At 68.8% G+C, this 18010-nt stretch carries 10 protein-coding genes; 4 read left to right on the top strand and 6 right to left on the bottom strand.

What is annotated here, in order from left to right; genetic code table 11:
- Both clpB and QE438_RS09405 read left to right on the top strand, forming a co-directional pair.
- Nucleotides 1-2586, top strand: a complete 2586-nt coding sequence (gene clpB / locus QE438_RS09410) for an ATP-dependent chaperone ClpB (protein WP_306990858.1) — start codon at nucleotides 1-3, stop codon at nucleotides 2584-2586.
- A gap of 203 nt (nucleotides 2587-2789) precedes the next feature.
- Nucleotides 2790-3890: a sterol desaturase family protein gene (locus QE438_RS09405; RefSeq protein WP_306990860.1), complete on the top strand. Its 1101-nt coding sequence runs from the start codon at nucleotides 2790-2792 to the stop codon at nucleotides 3888-3890.
- A 36-nt stretch (nucleotides 3891-3926) separates the two neighbouring features.
- Here QE438_RS09405 and ybaL read toward each other — a convergent pair whose 3' ends face one another.
- The 4 genes from ybaL to QE438_RS09385 all read right to left on the bottom strand — a co-directional run bounded on the left by ybaL (nucleotide 3927) and on the right by QE438_RS09385 (nucleotide 11070).
- On the bottom strand, nucleotides 3927-5654 hold the full coding sequence (gene ybaL / locus QE438_RS09400; RefSeq protein ID WP_286575129.1) for a YbaL family putative K(+) efflux transporter: 1728 nt from the start codon (nucleotides 5652-5654) through the stop codon (nucleotides 3927-3929).
- 321 nt (nucleotides 5655-5975) lie between these two features.
- On the bottom strand, nucleotides 5976-6932 hold the full coding sequence (locus tag QE438_RS09395) for a DMT family transporter (RefSeq protein ID WP_306990863.1): 957 nt from the start codon (nucleotides 6930-6932) through the stop codon (nucleotides 5976-5978).
- A gap of 101 nt (nucleotides 6933-7033) precedes the next feature.
- On the bottom strand, nucleotides 7034-7861 hold the full coding sequence (locus QE438_RS09390; RefSeq protein WP_306990865.1) for an AraC family transcriptional regulator: 828 nt from the start codon (nucleotides 7859-7861) through the stop codon (nucleotides 7034-7036).
- Nucleotides 7862-8652: 791 nt separating this feature from the next.
- A complete protein-coding gene (locus QE438_RS09385; protein ID WP_306990867.1) occupies nucleotides 8653-11070 on the bottom strand; it encodes a TonB-dependent receptor in 2418 nt (805 codons plus the stop codon).
- 279 nt (nucleotides 11071-11349) lie between these two features.
- On the opposite strand from QE438_RS09385, the gene QE438_RS09380 reads away from it, so the two are divergent.
- Nucleotides 11350-13212, top strand: a complete 1863-nt coding sequence (locus tag QE438_RS09380; RefSeq protein WP_130517261.1) for an ATP-binding cassette domain-containing protein — start codon at nucleotides 11350-11352, stop codon at nucleotides 13210-13212.
- A 9-nt stretch (nucleotides 13213-13221) separates the two neighbouring features.
- Here the strand turns inward: QE438_RS09380 and QE438_RS09375 are convergent, their stop codons facing one another.
- Nucleotides 13222-14109 (bottom strand): LysR family transcriptional regulator, encoded by an 888-nt coding sequence (locus QE438_RS09375; RefSeq protein WP_306990869.1) that lies wholly within the window; start codon nucleotides 14107-14109, stop codon nucleotides 13222-13224.
- A gap of 168 nt (nucleotides 14110-14277) precedes the next feature.
- On the opposite strand from QE438_RS09375, the gene bla reads away from it, so the two are divergent.
- Nucleotides 14278-15198, top strand: a complete 921-nt coding sequence (gene bla, locus QE438_RS09370; protein ID WP_306990871.1) for a class A beta-lactamase — start codon at nucleotides 14278-14280, stop codon at nucleotides 15196-15198.
- 1457 nt (nucleotides 15199-16655) lie between these two features.
- On the opposite strand, the gene metK is transcribed toward bla, so the two are convergent.
- Nucleotides 16656-17867 carry a methionine adenosyltransferase gene (gene metK, locus QE438_RS09365; RefSeq protein WP_130517268.1) on the bottom strand — a complete coding sequence of 404 codons (1212 nt, stop codon included), beginning with the start codon at nucleotides 17865-17867 and terminating at the stop codon, nucleotides 16656-16658.
- Nucleotides 17868-18010 lie beyond the last annotated feature (143 nt).

Genomic DNA, 18010 nt, shown 5'->3' with positions numbered 1-18010 from the left:
ATGCGAATGGACAAGCTGACTTCGCGCTTTCAGCAGGCACTGGCGGATGCGCAGTCGCTGGCCGTCGGCCGCGACAACAACTTCATCGAGCCGGTGCACCTGATGGTGGCGCTGATCGACCAGACCGGCGGCAGCACCAAGGCCCTGCTGCAGCAGGCCGGCGTCAACGTGCCGCTGCTGCGCGAGCGGCTGGGCGAGGCGCTCGATGCGCTGCCCAAGGTCACCGGGCAGGCCGGCAACCTGTCGGTCGGCAACGACCTCAGCCGCCTGTTGAACGTCACCGACAAGCTCGCCCAGCAGCATGGCGATGCCTTCATCGCCAGCGAGTGGTTCGTCCTGGCCGCGGTCGAGGACAGCGGCCCGCTCGGCCTGATGCTGCGCAACGCCGGCGCCGACAAGGCGCGGATCAGCGCGGCCATCGACAAGATCCGCGGCGGGGAGAGCGTGCAGAGCGAGAACGCCGAGGACCAGCGCCAGGCGCTGGAGAAATACACCATCGACCTGACCGCGCGCGCCGAGTCCGGCAAGCTGGATCCGGTGATCGGCCGCGACGAGGAAGTGCGTCGCACCATCCAGGTCCTGCAGCGCCGCACCAAGAACAACCCGGTGCTGATCGGCGAGCCCGGCGTGGGCAAGACCGCCATCGTCGAGGGCCTGGCCCAGCGCATCGTCAACGGCGAGGTGCCCGAGAACCTGCGCAACAAGCGCGTGCTGAGCCTGGACATGGGCGCGCTGATCGCCGGCGCCAAGTTCCGCGGCGAGTTCGAGGAGCGCTTGAAGGGCGTACTCAACGACCTGGCCAAGAGCGAGGGCCAGATCATCCTGTTCATCGATGAGCTGCACACCATGGTCGGCGCCGGCAAGGCCGACGGCGCGATGGACGCGGGCAACATGCTCAAGCCGGCGCTGGCGCGCGGCGAGTTGCACTGCATCGGCGCCACCACGCTGGACGAGTACCGCAAGTACATCGAGAAGGACGCCGCGCTGGAGCGCCGCTTCCAGAAGGTCTACGTGGGCGAGCCCAGCGTCGAGGACACCATCGCCATCCTGCGCGGGCTCAAGGAGCGCTATGCGCTGCACCACGGCGTGGAGATCACCGACCCGGCCATCGTCGCGGCCGCCACGCTCTCGCACCGCTATATCACCGACCGCCAGCTGCCCGACAAGGCCATCGACCTGATGGACGAGGCGGCCAGCCGCATCCGCATGGAGATCGACTCCAAGCCGGAGGAGCTGGACCGCATGGAGCGCCGGTTGATCCAGCTCAAGATCCAGCGCGAGATGCTCAAGAAGGAGAAGGACGAGGCCTCGCGCAAGCGCCTGGCCGATCTGGAGAGCGACATCGAGGCGCTGGAGCGCGAGTTCTCCGATCTGGAGGAGATCTGGAAGTCGGAGAAGGCCGCGCTGCAGGGCACGACCAAGATCAAGGAGCAGATCGAACAGGCCAAGCTGGACCTGGAAGCGGCCCAGCGCCGCCAGGACTACGCCAAGATGAGCGAGATCCAGTACGGCGTGCTGCCGCAGCTGGAGAAGCAGCTGGCCGCCGCCGCCGAAGCCGAGCACACCGAGTTCAAGCTGGTGCAGGACCGCGTCACCGCCGAGGAGATCGCCGAGGTGGTCAGCCGCTGGACCGGCATCCCGGTCAACCGCATGCTCGAGGGCGAGCGCGAGAAGCTGCTGCGCATGGAGGACGTGCTGCACCAGCGCGTGGTCGGCCAGGAAGAGGCCATCCGCGTGGTGTCCGACGCGGTGCGCCGCTCGCGCGCCGGCCTGGCCGATCCGGACAAGCCCAGCGGCTCGTTCCTGTTCCTGGGGCCCACCGGCGTGGGCAAGACCGAGCTGTGCAAGGCGCTGGCCGAGTTCCTGTTCGACAGCTCCGATGCCATGGTGCGCATCGACATGAGCGAGTTCATGGAGAAGCACGCCGTGGCGCGGCTGGTCGGCGCGCCTCCGGGCTACGTGGGCTATGAGGAAGGCGGCTACCTGACCGAGGCCGTGCGCCGCCGGCCGTATTCGCTGATCCTGCTGGACGAGGTCGAGAAGGCCCATCCGGACGTGTTCAACATCCTGCTGCAGGTGCTCGACGACGGCCGCCTGACCGACGGTCAGGGCCGCACCGTGGACTTCCGCAACACCGTCATCGTGATGACCTCCAACCTGGGCTCGCACCAGATCCAGGAGCTGTCCGGCGACGACTCGCCCGAGGCCTATACGCAGATGAAGGCGGCGGTGATGGGCGTGGTGCAGGCGCACTTCCGCCCGGAGTTCATCAACCGGCTGGACGACATCGTCGTGTTCCACCCGCTGGACAAGGCGCAGATCAAGCAGATCGCGCGCATCCAGATGAGCGGGCTGGAGAAGCGCCTGGCCGAGCGCGGGCTGAAGCTGGAGGTGTCGGACAAGGCCTTCGAGCTGCTCGGCAACGTCGGCTTCGACCCGGTCTACGGCGCGCGTCCGCTGCGTCGCGCGATCCAGGCGCAGCTGGAGAACCCGCTGGCGCAGAAGATCCTGGCCGGCGAATTCGTCAGCGGCGACACCATTCAGGTCGATGCGCAGGGCGGGCAGCTGGTCTTCAGCAAGGCTTGATCCGGGGGGCGGGATTGGGGATTCGGGATTGGGGATTCGCAGGAGCGGTCCTTCGATCCCGGCCTCGCCCGCTCTGACCAATCCCGAATCCCGAATCCCGAATCCCCAATCCGCGACGGCCCTAGCCGTCGAGGACAGCTTGGCGAAAGCCAGCGGCGTGATGCTGTGGGGGCCGGCCTCGTGCCCCTCTTCGCCGTCTTCGCATGTCTGGTTTCGCCCTGGTGTCGTCCGTCGCCCATGCCTGGTCCACGCTGGTCGACCTGCTTTCGCGGCATGCCGTGGCGCCGCTGCTGGATGCGCTGCACCTGCGTGGCCTCAGCGACGACCCGCACGACATCGCCGCCTCGCTGCTGATCGCCGCGCTGCAACTGGGGATCATCGGCCTGGTCTTCCGCCCGCTGGAGAGCCTGTGGCCGGCCGAACGCTGGGAAGATCGGCGGCTGGCGCGGATCGACTTCCACTACACCTGGGTGATGCTGGTCGGGGTCTTCCCGCTGTTCTCGTTCCTGGTGCTGACGCCGCTGGCCAACCTGGCCGGCGGCGGCGCGGATGCCGGCACTGCCGGGCACGGCCTGCGCGACGCCTGGCCCTGGTTGGACCGCCATCCTGCGGTGCTGTTCGTCGCCTACTACGTGGTCTACGACTTCACCTACTACTGGATGCACCGCGTTCAGCACTGGATGCCCTGGTGGTGGGCGATGCATTCCATGCACCACAGCCAGCGCCAGCTCAGCTGCTGGGCCAACGACCGCAGCCATTACCTGGACGGGGCGCTGCAGTCCTTCGTGCTGGCCGGGGTGGGCGTGGCCTTCGGCATCCGCGCCGACGAGTTCGCCTGGATGATGCTGCTGGGCGAGCTGGTGCAGAACTTCTCGCACGCCAACGTGCGCATCGGCTTCGGCCCGGTGCTGGGCAGGGTGCTGGTGGATCCCACCTTCCATCGCCTGCACCACATGGTCGTCGATCCGCAGCGGCCCAACCTGCACAACTGCAACTTCGGCCAGGTGCTGGCGGTGTGGGACGTGCTGTTCGGCACCGCGCTCTACGGCGAGCCGGTGCGGCCTACCGGCGTGGCCGACCCGATGGTCGACCGCGACAACGAGCTGGGCCTGGTGGCGATGCAGTGGGAGACGCTCAAGCGCTTCTGGGGCGCGGTGCGCTGCCGCGCGGGCTGGACGCCGGGGGACGTGGCCTTCGATGCGCACTATCGGCCGGTGCCGGTGCAGCACGAGGCGCATGCGCCGGTGCCGACACACGGTGCGCAGGGCGTGCCGGCGCCGGAGGGCGAGCGCGTCCGCTGCTGATCCGGCCCGCGGCGCCGGGGCGGGCGTGCGGCCGCCTCAGGCAGACGTTGCGGCCGGCTCGGCAGCGGGCGGGCGGCCCTGTCGGTAGGGCGGCATGGCCATGATCATCTCGGCCAGCGAGAACGCCAGTTCGCGCTCGGCCAGCACGGCGGCATCGGCGCCGTGTTCGAGCAGGTGTTCGACCTCGGCCTCGCTGTGTGCGCGCGCCAGCACGGTCAGCTCGGGATTGAGCGCGCGCAGCTTGGCGATGGCCTCGCCGGCCTCCAGCGGCTGCGGGATGGCCAGCACCGCGATGCGTGCCTTGTCCGGCTGGGCCTCGGCGAGCACCGCATCGGCCGCCGCGCTGCCGCGGATGGCGGCAATGCCGGCCGCGTGCGCCTTGTCGACGTTGTCGCGGCTGTCGTCAATCACCACCACTGGCACGCCGCGCTCGTGCAGCACGTGCACCAGGTTGCTGCCGACCCGGCCGTAGCCGATCACGATGGCGTGCTCGCCGGCGCGCAGCGGCGGGCCGGGCAGGGGCTCGGGCTCGACCGCCGGGATGCCGGGGGCGTCCTGCGGATGGCGCCGCAGCCAGCGGTCCAGCGCGGTGAACAGGAAGGGGTTGGCCACGATCGACAGCAGCGCGCCGGCCAGGATCAGGTCGTGGCCCTCCTGCGGCAGGATCTTCAGGGCCAGGCCCAGGCCGGCCAGGATGAAGGAGAACTCGCCGATCTGCGCCAGGCTGGCCGAGATGGTGAGCGCCGTGCCCTTGGGATAGCCGAAGCTGCGCACGATGGCATAGGCCGCCAGCGACTTGCCGACCACGATGATCAGGAAGGTGGCCAGCACCTGCAGCGGGTACTTCACCACGATGGTCGGGTCGAACAGCATGCCGACCGAGACGAAGAACAGCACCGCGAACGCATCGCGCAGCGGCAGCGAATCGTTGGCCGCCTTGTGGCTCAGCTCGGACTCGTTGAGCAGCATGCCGGCGAAGAACGCGCCCAGGGCGAAGCTCACCCCGAACAGCTTGGCCGAACCGAAGGCCACGCCCAGCGCGATCGCCAGCACCGACAGGGTGAACAGCTCGCGCGAGCCGGTCGCCGCGACGCGCTCCAGCGTCCAGGGAATCACCCGGCGCCCGACCAGCAGCATCACCGCCACGAACGCGGCCACCTGCAGCAGCGTGGCGCCCATCGCCTTGGCGATCTCCATCCACGCCCCGCCGCCGGCACGGGCGCCGGCCTCGCCTTCGCCCAGCGCGCCGGCCAGCGCCGGCAGCAGCACCAGCGCCAGGACCATGGCCAGGTCCTCCACGATCAGCCAGCCCACCGCGATGCGGCCGCGGCTGGTGTCGAGCATGCGCCGCTCCTCCATCGCCCGCAGCAGCACCACGGTGCTGGCCACCGACAGCGCCAGGCCGAAGACGAAGCCCTGCATCGGATTCCAGCCCATCCACCATGCCAGGCCGAAGCCCAGCAGCGTGGCCACGGTGATCTGCACGACCGCGCCGGGGATGGCGATCTTCTTGACCGACATCAGGTCTTCGAGCGAGAAGTGCAGGCCCACGCCGAACATCAGCAGCATCACGCCCAGCTCGGACAGCTGCGTGGCCAGGTCCTGGTCGGCGACGAAGCCAGGGGTGAACGGCCCGACGATCATGCCGGCCACCAGATAGCCCACCAGCGGCGAGAGCTTGAGCTTGTTGGCCAGCGCGCCCAGCACGAAGGCCACGGCCAGGCCGACGGCGATGATGTCGATCAGGCTGGTGTCGTGATGCATGGGCGTCCTTCGTGTTGCGAGCCATCGAGTTTGGCTCAGCATGAACAGGCTGCGCAAATCGAAAATGACCGAACGGTTCATGCGGCCTATCGCTCATGACCGAACCGACAGCTGCGATGCCCCGACCTTACGCCCATCGCCGTTCGCTTCATGCCGATGCGATCTTATGGTGGCCGCGCGCCCCGCTCGGCGCCACACGCCCCAACCACCGTCATTCCCGCGAACGCGGGAGTGCCTTTCGGCAGACGCATGTCTGCCTATCCGTAGATTTTGGCGATCACGCGCGAAACGCCAAGGCAGCGCCCGCCACCGCACAGCCCGCTATGGATGGACTTCCGGCCGGATACGCACGGCCACCAGCACACCCGCGATCAGCAGCCCGATTCCGAGCAGCATCACGCCGCCGGGCCAGGTGCCGCGCAGCAGGAAGGCGTAGAGCAGGGCGGCCAGGGTCTCGAACACGATGAGCTGGCCCACCAGCGCGGTGGGCAGGCGTTGGCTGGCGGCATTCCAGCACAGCGTGCCGGCCCAGGAAGACAGCAGGCCGATGGCGCCCATGAGGCCGACGAAGGCCCAGGGGCGAGGACCCAGCGGCGCCACATCGGCCGCCGCGCTCGCCGTTGCGTAGCGCCAGGCCAGATAGGCCGCATAGCCGAGCAGGGCGATCGGCAGGGTCGCCAGGCCCTGGGCCGTGGCCCAGGCGCGCGCCTTGCGGTTCGGATGGGCGCGCATCCAGTCGCCGTTGCGCAGGGGATACCAGGTCCAGCAGGCGACGGCGCCGACCGCGAGGATCGCGCCCCACAGGTAGCGGCTGCGCTGGGCCGCAGAGGCGTGGGCGAGCGTGGCCATCTCGACCTGGTTGACGCAGGCGATGCCGGCCAGGATCACCAGCAGGGCGGGGGCGAGGCGGGGCCAGGGCAGACGCCCGTCGCGGGCGTGGTTGCGCAGGTTGGCGGCGATGGCGATGACCACGGGCAGGGTGCCGATGATCATGGTCGGCAAGGGCGCGCCGGCGCGCTGGATGGCGCTCGAAAGACACAGGTAGTACAGGAAGTTGCCGACCACCGAGAGCTTGAGCGCTTCGGTCCAGTCGGCGCGCGTGAGCCGCCGCAGTTCAGCGCGGTCCCACCAGGCCAGCGGCAGCGTGATCAGGCCGAACGCCAGGTAGCGGCCCAGGGTGTGGAGGATGGGCGGGTATTCGGGCAGCAGCAGCGGCCCGACGAAGACCAGGCCCCACATCAAGCCTGCCATCAAGGCGAATGCCACGCCTGCGCCCATGGTCGGTGTTCCCCTGCGATGCCGTCACGTCAGGGCGCAGGGTGGCGCGTGGGCGCGGCCGCCGTCTTGTACCAGCTTGCGCTTGCGGTCGTGTCGGAGGCTCAGCGGATCTGGCGTTGATAGCGCGCCGGGGTGACGCCGTAGCGGCGTGCGAAGGCGCGGGTCAGATGGGCCTGGTCGGTCAGGCCGGTGGCCGCGGCGACATCGGCCGGGCGCACGCCCCGGGCCAGCAGGCGCTTGGCTTCGGCCAGGCGCAAGGCCATCAGCATCTGGTGGGGGGTGAGGTGGTATTGCGCCTTGAACTTGCGCAGGAAGTGGAAGGGGCTCAGGTTCGCCACGGCGGCCAGGTCGGCCAGTGCCAGCGGCTCGTGCAGCGCGGCGCGCATGGCGTCGATCACGGGCGCGAGGCGTGGGGTGGCGCCATCGCGGAGCTCGCGCGTAGCGGTCCGCGCCAGGGGGCGCAGGCTGGCGATGAATTCCAGCAGCAGGCCATCGGCCTGCAGGGCATCGCTGCATTGCCACAGGTGCTGGTGCAGGGAGGTCAGGCGCTGCGCGAGTTCGGGATGGTGCGATTCCACCACGTCGCCGAACCACCAGTGCGCTTCGCCGCTGAGCGCGCTGACCAAGGCCGGATCCAGATACAGCATGCGGTAGCGCCAGCCGCCTGCGGTTTCCGCGCGGCCGGTATGCGGTACGTCGGGGTGCATCAGGACGAGGGACTGTGGGGTGGCGAGGTGGTCGGCGCCGCGATAGCGGAACCGTTCGACGCCGGTCTCGATGATGCCCAGTCCGTACGCCTGGTGCGTGTGCGGTTCGAAGGCATGCTGCACGATGTTCGCGCGGTATAGCTCGGCGCCCGGCCGGCCCGCCACGTTCCGAAATTCGGCGTGGTCCTCGGAAGCGGTCAGGGGCTCTGGCAGGTGGGGCATGCCGAGAGTCTAAGAGCGATGCGTGCCCTGGTGGCGGTGCTTGAGTCAGGGAGATTGACTAATCTGCTGCTCGCAGCGTCATCAGCGTTAGGAGCGCAGTGCCACAACGTTCCGGTCCTCTCGTTCCACGTGCCGGGTGTTCTAGTTCCGTCGAAGAACAAAAAGCGTTCTTTGCCTGATTGGGGTATGGCGGCGCGTGGTTGTCGTTCGGCTTCGGAGGGGCAGCGGTCCGGCGGGCGGCGTCCGCTTATCCCTCGGTCAGGGCATCCTGCCCTGACTCGGGCGCTCGGCATCCTGCCTCGCTAGGCGCGGCCACCGCCCGCCGGCCCGCTGCTGCGCGCGTCATGCAGTGGGGCTTCGGTTCGAAAGAGGTCTTGCTAACCCGACTCAGAGCCTCGGCCGGGTGTGCAGAGCCTGATCATGATGGTTCGCGACGGTGCATGGGCGCGACGTGTCCTTGCAGCATGCCCGACGGCAGCTGCGTTGTCGGACTCCAATGTGGGAGCCGCCATGGCGGCGATGAGGCTCTACCGAGCATGCCTGAGTCGCGATTAGGCTTTACCGGGAAAGCCCCATCGCCGCCATGGCGGCTCCCACCAGGCATGATGCGGAGGCTCAATCCTCTCCGGTCCAAGGCTGAGCCTGGGAAAGTTGGTGAGCCGAGGAGCCTTGCCCCGTCGGATCAAGGCTGGTGGGCAAAGTGCGCCAACCAACCCTGTGCCTGGGCGCAAGAAAAAAGCCCCGGCCAGATCGGCCGGGGCTTTGGGTTCACGCGATGACGCTGGAGCGGCTTACCAGGTGTAGGCGATGCGGCCGTACACGTAGGCGCCGTTGAAGCCGAACGGCGAGTAGTTGCTGTACGGGAACACGCCGCTGGTGGAGTTGGCGTAGGTGTTTTCCTGCGGATAGGTGTCCAGCACGTTGTCCGCACCCACCGTCAGCGTCCACTGCGAAGTCGGCTTGTAGCTGGCGTTGACGTCCACCAGCCACTTGGCGTCGAAGGTCTGGTCGTTGGCCGGCGTGGTCGAGTTGCGCACGGTGACGCTGCCATAGCGCGTGCCGGTCAGGCCCACGCTCCAGTGGTCGCTATGCCAGGTGCCGCCGACGATCGCCTTGCTCTTGGGGAAGCTGTCTTCCAGTCGGCCGATCTCGTCGCGCCCGACCAGGCCGGTGGTGATGCCCAGGCCGGTCAGCACGGCCGGCGAGGCGTCCAGGCGGGTCACCTCGGTCTTGCCGTAGCTGTAGCTGGCGGTCAGGTCCAGGCCGCTGGTGGCGAATGGGATCGCATAGGTGCCCACCACGTCCACGCCGCGGGTGCGGGTGTCGGCGGCGTTGGTGAAGTAGCGGAACTGGGTCACCTGGTCCTGGCCCAGGCTGGTCAGCAGCGCGCGCGCGGCAGGGGTGGTGTTGACGTTGGAGGACAGCAGGATGCGGTCGTCGATCTTGATCTGGTAGGCATCGACCGTCAGCGAGAACGCATCGGTCGGCTGCAGCACCAGGCCCACGCTGTAGGAGGTCGAGGTCTCGGCCTTGAGCGGCTTGGCGCCCAGGGCATGGGCCACGGCGGTGTCGGCCGGGAAAGTGCCGGACTGGAAGAACACGCCGTTGTTGATCGTGCTGGAGATGGCCTGGAAGCTCTGCTGGGCCAGCGACGGGGCGCGGAAGCCGTTGGACGCCGTGGCGCGCAGGGCCACGCGGTCGGTGAAGGCGTAGCGCGCCGACAGCTTGCCCGAGACCTTGCTGCCGAAGTCCGAGTAGTCCTCGTAGCGACCGGTCAGGCCGGCGGAGAACTTGTCGGTGAAGTCGGCTTCCAGCCCGGTGTAGACCGCGTAGCTGTGGCGGTCGGCATGCACGGCGTTGGCCGGGGTGAAGCCGCCGAAGCCCTGCGCGCCGGAGCTGGAGCCGGCGATGCCCTGGCCCGCGTTGGCGTAGGAGCCGTACTCGCCCGGCGACTGGTTCCACTTCTCGCCGCGGTACTCGGCGCCGAAGGACCAGGTCACCGGATAGGCCAGGCCCCAGTCCAGCGCCTGGGTGAAGTCGGCGTTGAAGATGTTCTGGGTGTACTCCAGCGCGCCATCGTAGAAGCTGGTCGGGCTGGCCGCGCCGAGCGTGTAGTTGATGGTGTTGCGGGTGTGGTAGTCGATCTTGTTGTAGCCGTAGTTGTAGCTGACGTCCCAGGTGAAGCCGCCGTCGGTGTTGCCCTTGAGCCCGGCGATCAGCGAGCGGTCCTTGGAGTACTGGTTGATCACCGGCACGTAGCCGTCCGGATAGAACTGCGCCAGCAGCGCGCTCTGGTTGTTATGGTTCTTCGAGCGGTAGAAGGCGTAGGAGTCGATGTCGCGGTTGCTGGCGATAGCCGTGGCGTAGGCGCTGAGGTGGTCGCTGAAGTCGAAGCTGGTGTTGGCCGACACCGCGCCGGCGTTCACGTCCGGGTCGCCGATCACGAAGGCCTTCTGGCCCACCGAGGGGAAGTTGCCGGTGTTGGGCGTGCTGCCGGCGTAGGCGCCGGAGCGGTTGGTCGGATCCTGGTAGCCGACCTGGCCGGCCACGTGCAGCTTGCCGCGACCGTCGGCGAAGCCGACGCCCGCATCGCCCGAGAGCTGGTACTGCTCGCCATCGCCCTTGGCGTACTTGCCGTAGTTCACCGCCAGGCTGCCGCCGCTGCCGGCGCCCTTGAGCACGATGTTGACCACGCCGGCGATGGCGTCCGAACCGTACTGCGCCGAGGCGCCGTCGCGCAGCACTTCCACGCGCTCGATGGCCGCGACCGGAATGCTGTTGAGGTCCACCGCCGAGGAGCCGCGGCCGATGCTGCCGTTGAGGTTGATCGCGGCCGAGCTGTGGTAGCGCTTGCCGTTGACCAGCACCAGCACCTGGTCGGGCGAGAGCCCGCGCAGCTGCGCCGGGCGCACGCCGCTGGTGCCGTCCACCAGCGCCGGGCGCGGGAAGTTGAGCGAGGGCAGGGCGCGCGAGAGCGCGGTGGCCAGTTCGGTGGTGCCGGTGGACTGCAGGGTCTCGGGCGAGATGATGTCGATCGGCGACTGGGATTCGGCCACGGTGCGGTCGGCCACATGCGTACCGGTGACGATCACGGTATCCAGCGTGCTGGCTTTGACGGGCGCCGAAGAGGCGGCGTCCTGGGCGAAGGCGGGGGCGGCGGCCAGGGCGAGAGCCACGGCGGCGGCGAGGGGACTGGTCTTGCGGTTCATCTATGCAACTCCGGTAATAAAGGCTCGCATCGCTGGGGGAGGGCTCGTCGCCTGAACAGGGGGCGAGGTCGCGATGCACTTTCGAATTAACGCTTTTCTAACTGATGTGTCAAACCCGGTTTCGGCTGAAATCGCTTTGGCCGTGCGCGCCGCGCGCCGGAAAATCCGCGGTTGCGGCGCCCCGCGCGGGCTCCGAGTCAAGTATTCGTTAACGTTAGAATGGCGTCGCAGGAAGGGTCCTCATCTCCTCATGCCCTTCGGTTATTTCGGAAAACCCCCATGATTTCGTTGCGTAATTTCGCCCTCCGTCGCGGCGAACGCCTGCTGTTGTCCAATGTCGACCTGGCCATGCACGCCGGCTACCGGGTCGGCGTGGTCGGGCGCAACGGCACCGGCAAGTCCAGCCTGTTCGCCGCGGTGAAGGGCGAGCTGGAGGCCGACAAGGGCGATGTCGAGTTGCCCGGCAAGGTGCGCATCGCCAGCGTGGCGCAGGAGACGCCGGCCCTGCCGGATGCGGCGCTGGACTTCGTGCTGGGCGGCGACACCGAAGTGGCCGCCGTGCTCAAGGCCGAGGCCGACGCCATGGCCGCCGAGGATTGGGAAGCGGTGGCCGCCGTGCACATCCGCATGGAGGAAGTCGGCGGCTACGACGCCCAGGCGCGTGCCGGCAAGCTGTTGCACGGCCTAGGCTTTCCGGCCGACACTCACCAGCGCGCGGTCAAGGACTTCTCCGGCGGCTGGCGCGTACGCCTGAACCTGGCGCGTGCGCTGATGATGCCCAGCGATCTGCTGCTGCTGGACGAACCGACCAACCACCTCGACCTGGACGCGGTGTTCTGGCTGGAGCAGTGGCTGCTGAAGTATCCCGGCACGCTGCTGCTGATCAGCCACGACCGCGAGTTCCTGGACAACGTGGCCACCCACACCCTGCACCTGCATGGCGGCGGCGCCAAGCTCTACGTCGGCGGGTATACCGACTTCGAACGCCAGCGCACCGAGCACCTGCGCCAGCAGCAGATCCAGCACGAGAAGGCCGAGGCCGAGCGCGCGCATCTGCAGAGCTTCATCGACCGCTTCAAGGCGCAGGCCAGCAAGGCCAGCCAGGCGCAGAGCCGCATCAAGCGCCTGGCCAAGATGGCCGGCACCGAGGCGGTGCGTGCCGAGCGTGAGTTCCGCATCGAATTCGCCGCGCCGGCGCGCCTGCCGTATTCGCTGATCCGGCTCAACCATGTCGAGGCCGGCTACGGCGAGGACACGGTGATTCTGCACAAGGTCGGCTTCGGCCTGGAGGCGGGCGACCGCATCGGCCTGCTCGGCCCCAACGGCGCGGGCAAGTCCACCCTGGTCAAGACCCTGGTCGGCGAACTGGCGCCGGTGCATGGCGAGCGCAGTGCGCACCCTGACCTGTGCATCGGCTACTTCGCCCAGCACACGGTCGAGTCGCTGCACGAGGGGCAGTCGCCCATCGACCATTTCCGCGAGATCTCTCCGGATGCGTCCACCCAGTCGTTCCGCGACTTCCTGGGCAAGTGGAACTTCCCCGGCGATCGCGCCTTCGAGGTGGTCGATGGTTTCTCCGGCGGCGAGCGGGCGCGCCTGGCGCTGGCGCTGATCGCCTGGCAGCAGCCCAACGTGCTGCTGCTCGACGAGCCGACCAACCATCTGGATCTTGAGATGCGCGAGGCGCTGGCCGAAGCGCTGAGCATCTTCGAGGGCGCCATCGTGATGGTCAGCCATGATCGCCATCTGATCGGCCTGGTCTGCGACACCTTCTGGCGCGTGGCCGACGGCGTGGTCGAACCGTTCTCCGGCGACCTGGACGACTACGCCGCCTGGCTGCGCACGCGCCCGGCCGCGCAGGGCACCAAGCAGAAGCTGGCCCAGGCCGCGCCCACGCCACCGCCGCCGACCCCGCCGCTGGTGCAGAAGAAGCCGCCGAACCCGCACAAGCTCAAGGCGGCCGAAGACAAGGTGGCGCAGCTGGAAGCGGCCGTGGCCGCGATCGATGCGCAGCTGGCCGACCCGGCCAATGCCGCCGACGGCAGCCGGCTGGCCGCGCTCGGCCGCCAGCGCGAGCAGGCCGCCGGCGACCTGGCCAAGGCCGAGGCGGCCTGGATGGCCCTGTACGACGACGCGGCCTGAGCCGGGGCGTCAGTCCGCAGGAGCTGCGTCCTGCGCCACGCGCTGTTCGAGCCAGCGCCGGAACTGCTGCGCGGCCGGGCTCTCGGGCCGCGAGCGCAGCCGGGTGAGCCAGTAGCGACCCAGCGCGATGTGCAGATCGAACGGCCGCACGAGCTGGCCGCTGTCCAGCGCCTGCTGGAACAGCTCCACCGGCAGCAGCGCCACGCCGGCGCCCGCGGTGGCGGCCGCGGCCATCGCCAGGGACGTGTCGAACACCGGCCCGCGCGCATCCAGCGGCGCGATGCCGGCCGCCGCGCACCAGCGCGACCATTCGTCCTGCCGGTAGGTGCGCAGCAGCGTATGCGCGGCCAGGTCCTCCGGGCGGTGCAGGGTCCTGGCCAGGGCCGGGGCGCACAGCGGGGCGAAGCGCACCGCCATCACCGGGGTGCTGTGCTGGCCCGGCCAGTCGCCCTCGCCGAAGCGGATCGCCAGCTCCAGCCCCTCGCCGGCCAGATCGACGCGGTTGTTGTGGGTCTGCAGGCGCAGGTCGATGGCCGGATGCGCCGCGCCGAACTGCGCCAAACGCGGCAGCAGCCAGCCGATGGCGAAGGTGCCGACCACGCCGACGTTCAAGGTCTCGCGATAGCGGCCGTCGGTGAAGCGATCCAGCGTGGCGGCGATGCGGTCGAAGCTTTCGTTGAGCATCGGGTACAGCGCCGCGCCCTCGTCGGTCAGCGCCACGCCGCGCGCCAGCCGATGGAACAGCACCACCTGCAGGCGCGATTCCAATACACGGATCTGATGGCTCAGCGCGGCCTGGCTGATGTGCAGCTCCAGCGCGGCGCGGGTGAAGTTCAGGTGGCGTGCGGCGGCCTCGAAGGCGCGCAAGGCATTGAGCGGCAGGGCGGATCGGAGCATGACGGCCGTACGGGAGGGAGAGGATGCAGGCACGCAGGCGGGGCGTCGTGCGATGGGCACTGTAGCCCAAGCCATCGATCCAGCTTATGGCTGCCCCTGAAACTTCGCGCTGGTGGCCGCAGGGCTGCCTTCCAATAATCCTGGGACCCAACCGTTCGGAGTGCCGCCATGTCTGACCGTCGTCGATTCCTCCAGCGCAGCGGGACCGCGCTGCTCACCGCCTTCGCCGCGCCCTGGGCGGCCGCCGTCGCGCCGGTGGCGCCTGCCGCCGCGAAAGGCAGCGTGGTGGCCGCGGCGATCGCCGGCGCCAAGGACTTCGCCGCGCTGGAGCAGGTCAGCGGGGGACGGCTGGGGGTGACCCTGCTGGAGGTCGGCACCGGCCGCCGGATGGGCCGCCGCCAGGACGAGCGCTTCCCGATGTGCAGCACCTTCAAGGCGCTGTTGGCCGCGCACGTCCTCAGCCTGGCCGACGCCGGGGCGCTGTCGCTGGATGAGCGGCTCCCGATCCGCCAGGCGCAGCTGCTGTCCTGGGCGCCGGAGTCGGAGCGGCACGTGGGCAAGGACCTCACCGTGCGCGATCTCTGCCGCGCGGCCGTCACCAACAGCGACAACACGGCGGCCAATCTGCTGCTGGCGCGCGCCGGTGGGCCGCCGGCGCTGACGGCGTTCCTGCGCAAGCAGGGCGACGCGGTGACCCGCAGCGATCGCTACGAGCCGGAGATGAACAACTTCGCACCCGACGATCCGCGCGACACCACCAGCCCTGCGGCGGTGGCTGCCAGCCTGGCGCGCTTCGCGGTGGGCGATGGCCTGTCCAAGGCATCGCGTGCGCAGTACGCGGACTGGCTGATCGACAACCAGACCGGCGACGACTGTCTGCGCGCCGGCCTGGGCAAGCGCTGGCGCGTGGGCGACAAGACGGGCAACAACGGCCGCGACACGCGCAACGATCTGGCGGTGCTGTGGCCGCTCGCGGGCGGCACGCCGTGGGTGCTGGTGGCGCTGCTGCAAGGCGCCAAGGTCGATTCGGATCAGCGCGACGCGGTGCTGGCGCGCGTGGGTGCGCTGGCGGATCAGATGATCGGTTGAGGGCGAGGCTGCGTTTGGTGCGCGGCAGGTTGTTTGGACTGCTGATCTTCGCGTCTGGGCGCTCTTGCTTTGACTGGGCAGCGATCCGTCAGGCGGTGTTCGCTGCCCCTTGATCGGGTCATCTGCCCCGCGTTGTATCCCCTACCGTCGTTCCCGCGAACGCGGGAACCCAGGGACTTTCGCTCGGAGGACCAAGACCAGGTTCTTCTCGCGATCCTCAGGCCGCGTTGCAGCTGAGCGTTGCGGCTTCGGAGGAGTGGTGCTTCCGGCTTCGGAGGAGCAGCGGTCCGGCGGGCGGGGGCCGCTTATCCCTCAATCAGGGCATCCTGCCCTGATTCGGGCGCTCGGCTCCTGCCTCGCTAGGCGCGGCCCCCGCCCGCCGGACCGCTGCTGCACGCGTCACGTCGCAGGACTTCGGTTTGCGGGGCGGGGGCTTTCGAACCTTCCTCGCGCGTAACGCGATCAGTGACGGGAAGGTGTCGACTTGAGGCCCCCCTCCCTTGCGCGCAGCGCAGGGGAGGGATCGGGTCATCTGCCCCGCGTTGTATCCCCTACCGTCGTTCCCGCGAACGCGGGAACCCAGGGACTTTCGCTCGGAGGACCAAGACCAGGTTCTTCTCGCGATCCTCAGGCCGCGTTGCAGCTGAGCGTTGCGGCTTCGGAGGAGTGGTGCTTCCGGCTTCGGAGGAGCAGCGGTCCGGCGGGCGGGGGCCGCTTATCCCTCAATCAGGGCATCCTGCCCTGATTCGGGCGCTCGGCTCCTGCCTCGCTAGGCGCGGCCCCCGCCCGCCGGACCGCTGCTGCACGCGTCACGTCGCAGGACTTCGGTTTGCGGGGCGGGGGCTTTCGAACCTTCCTCGCGCGTAACGCGATCAGTGACGGGAAGGTGTCGACTTGAGGCCCCCCTCCCTTGCGCGCAGCGCAGGGGAGGGATGGGGAGGGGTCGAGGCTTTCCCGGTCTAGCCACAGAAGCGAAGAGCAAAAGCACCCCACCCCGGCCCTCCCCTTCGCCTGCGGCGAAAGGGAGGGGGCAGAGCGCTGCTCGATGCCTTCGAGTTGGAAGACGTCCTGATCCATCCACAGTGGGGCTTCCACCGGTCGGTGCTGATCCCATGTGGGAGCCGCCATGCCTCCCACTTGTAGAGCGGAGCTTGCTCCGCTGGGGCTTTCCCTACGAACCGAACGAAGAGCAGCGGAGCGAGCTCCGCTCTACAGACGGGCGGCTGCTAGATTTGAGAGACAGTTGCTCCCACAAGAGCATGCAGCGCTGTCAATCCTTTTCATCCCGGCGTCCGCTGTCGTTGGCGGATCGAGCCGAGGAGCCGCGCCCGGCCGAATCGCGGCTGGGCGGCGACGTCCGATTTTGCAGCGGCCAGAATCTCGGCGAAGGACCAACAAACAAAAAGGCCGCTTTTCAGCGGCCTTTCTGCGGTCTGCGGCGCGGGCGCGCGGCAGGCTTACTTCAGCTTGGCATCGGCGCGCAGGGCGTCGGCCTTGTCGGTCTTCTCCCACGAGAAGGCGGTGGCGGTGTGCTGCGTGCCGGCGCCGTCGGTGTAGGTGAATTCCTTCGGCTTGCGGCCGAAGTGACCGTAGGAGGCGGTCGGCTGGTACATCGGGTGGATCAGGTCGAGCATCTGGATGATGCCGTACGGACGCAGGTCGAAATGCTTGCGGATCAGCTTCTCGATCTTCTCGTCGGCGATCTTGCCGGTGCCGAAGGTGGTGACCGAGATCGAGGTCGGCTCGGCCACGCCGATGGCGTAGGAGACCTGCACCTCGCAGCGGTCGGCCAGGCCGGCGGCGACCACGTTCTTGGCCACGTAGCGCGCGGCGTAGGCGGCCGAGCGGTCGACCTTGGACGGATCCTTGCCGGAGAACGCGCCGCCGCCGTGGCGGGCCCAGCCGCCGTAGGTGTCGACGATGATCTTGCGCCCGGTCAGACCGCAGTCGCCCACGGGGCCGCCGATGATGAACTTGCCGGTCGGGTTGATGTGGAACTTGGTGCCCTTGTGCAGCCACTTGGACGGCAGCACCGGCTTGATGATCTCCTCGCGCACCGCCTCGATCAGGTCCTTCTGCTTGATGCCCGGATCGTGCTGGGTCGACAGGACCACCGCGTCGATGGCCGTGGCCACGCCGTCCTCGTAGCGCAGGGTGACCTGCGACTTGGCGTCGGGGCGCAGCCAGGACAGCGGCGAGTTCTTCTTCTTGCGGATCTGCGCCTGGCGCTCGACCAGCCGGTGCGAGAGGTGGATCGCCGCCGGCATGTAGCTGTCGGTCTCGTTGGTGGCATAGCCGAACATCAGGCCCTGGTCGCCAGCGCCCTGTTCCTCGGGCTTCTTGCGGTCCACGCCCTGGTTGATGTCCGGCGACTGCTTGCCGATCAGGTTGAGCACGCCGCAGGTCTCGCCGTCGAAGCCGACCTCGGAGCTGTTGTAGCCGATGTCCAGGATGACCTTGCGGGTCAGGGCTTCCAGGTCGATCCAGGCGCTGGTGGTCACTTCGCCGGCCACGATCGCCACGCCGGTCTTGACCAGCGTCTCGCAGGCCACGCGGGCGCGCTTGTCCTGGGCCAGGATCGCGTCCAGGACGGCGTCGGAGATCTGGTCTGCGATCTTGTCCGGATGGCCCTCGGAGACCGATTCGGAAGTGAACAGGTAGCTGGACATCAGGCTTATATCCTTTGATTCGGATGAAAAGATGGCCGCGCATGATACACGCGCGGCGCCGGCCGCGCATGGTGGCGTGCCCCGTGTTGCCGGGACGTTACTTTCCGCGCCCCGGCCCGCGGCCGGGCCGTGTCATCGCCGTG

The organism is Pseudoxanthomonas sp. SORGH_AS_0997 (genome assembly GCF_031453535.1).
GTDB lineage: Bacteria > Pseudomonadota > Gammaproteobacteria > Xanthomonadales > Xanthomonadaceae > Pseudoxanthomonas_A > Pseudoxanthomonas_A winnipegensis.
Note: the sequence above shows the minus strand (reverse complement) of the source record. Positions and strands in the feature narration are given on the sequence as shown.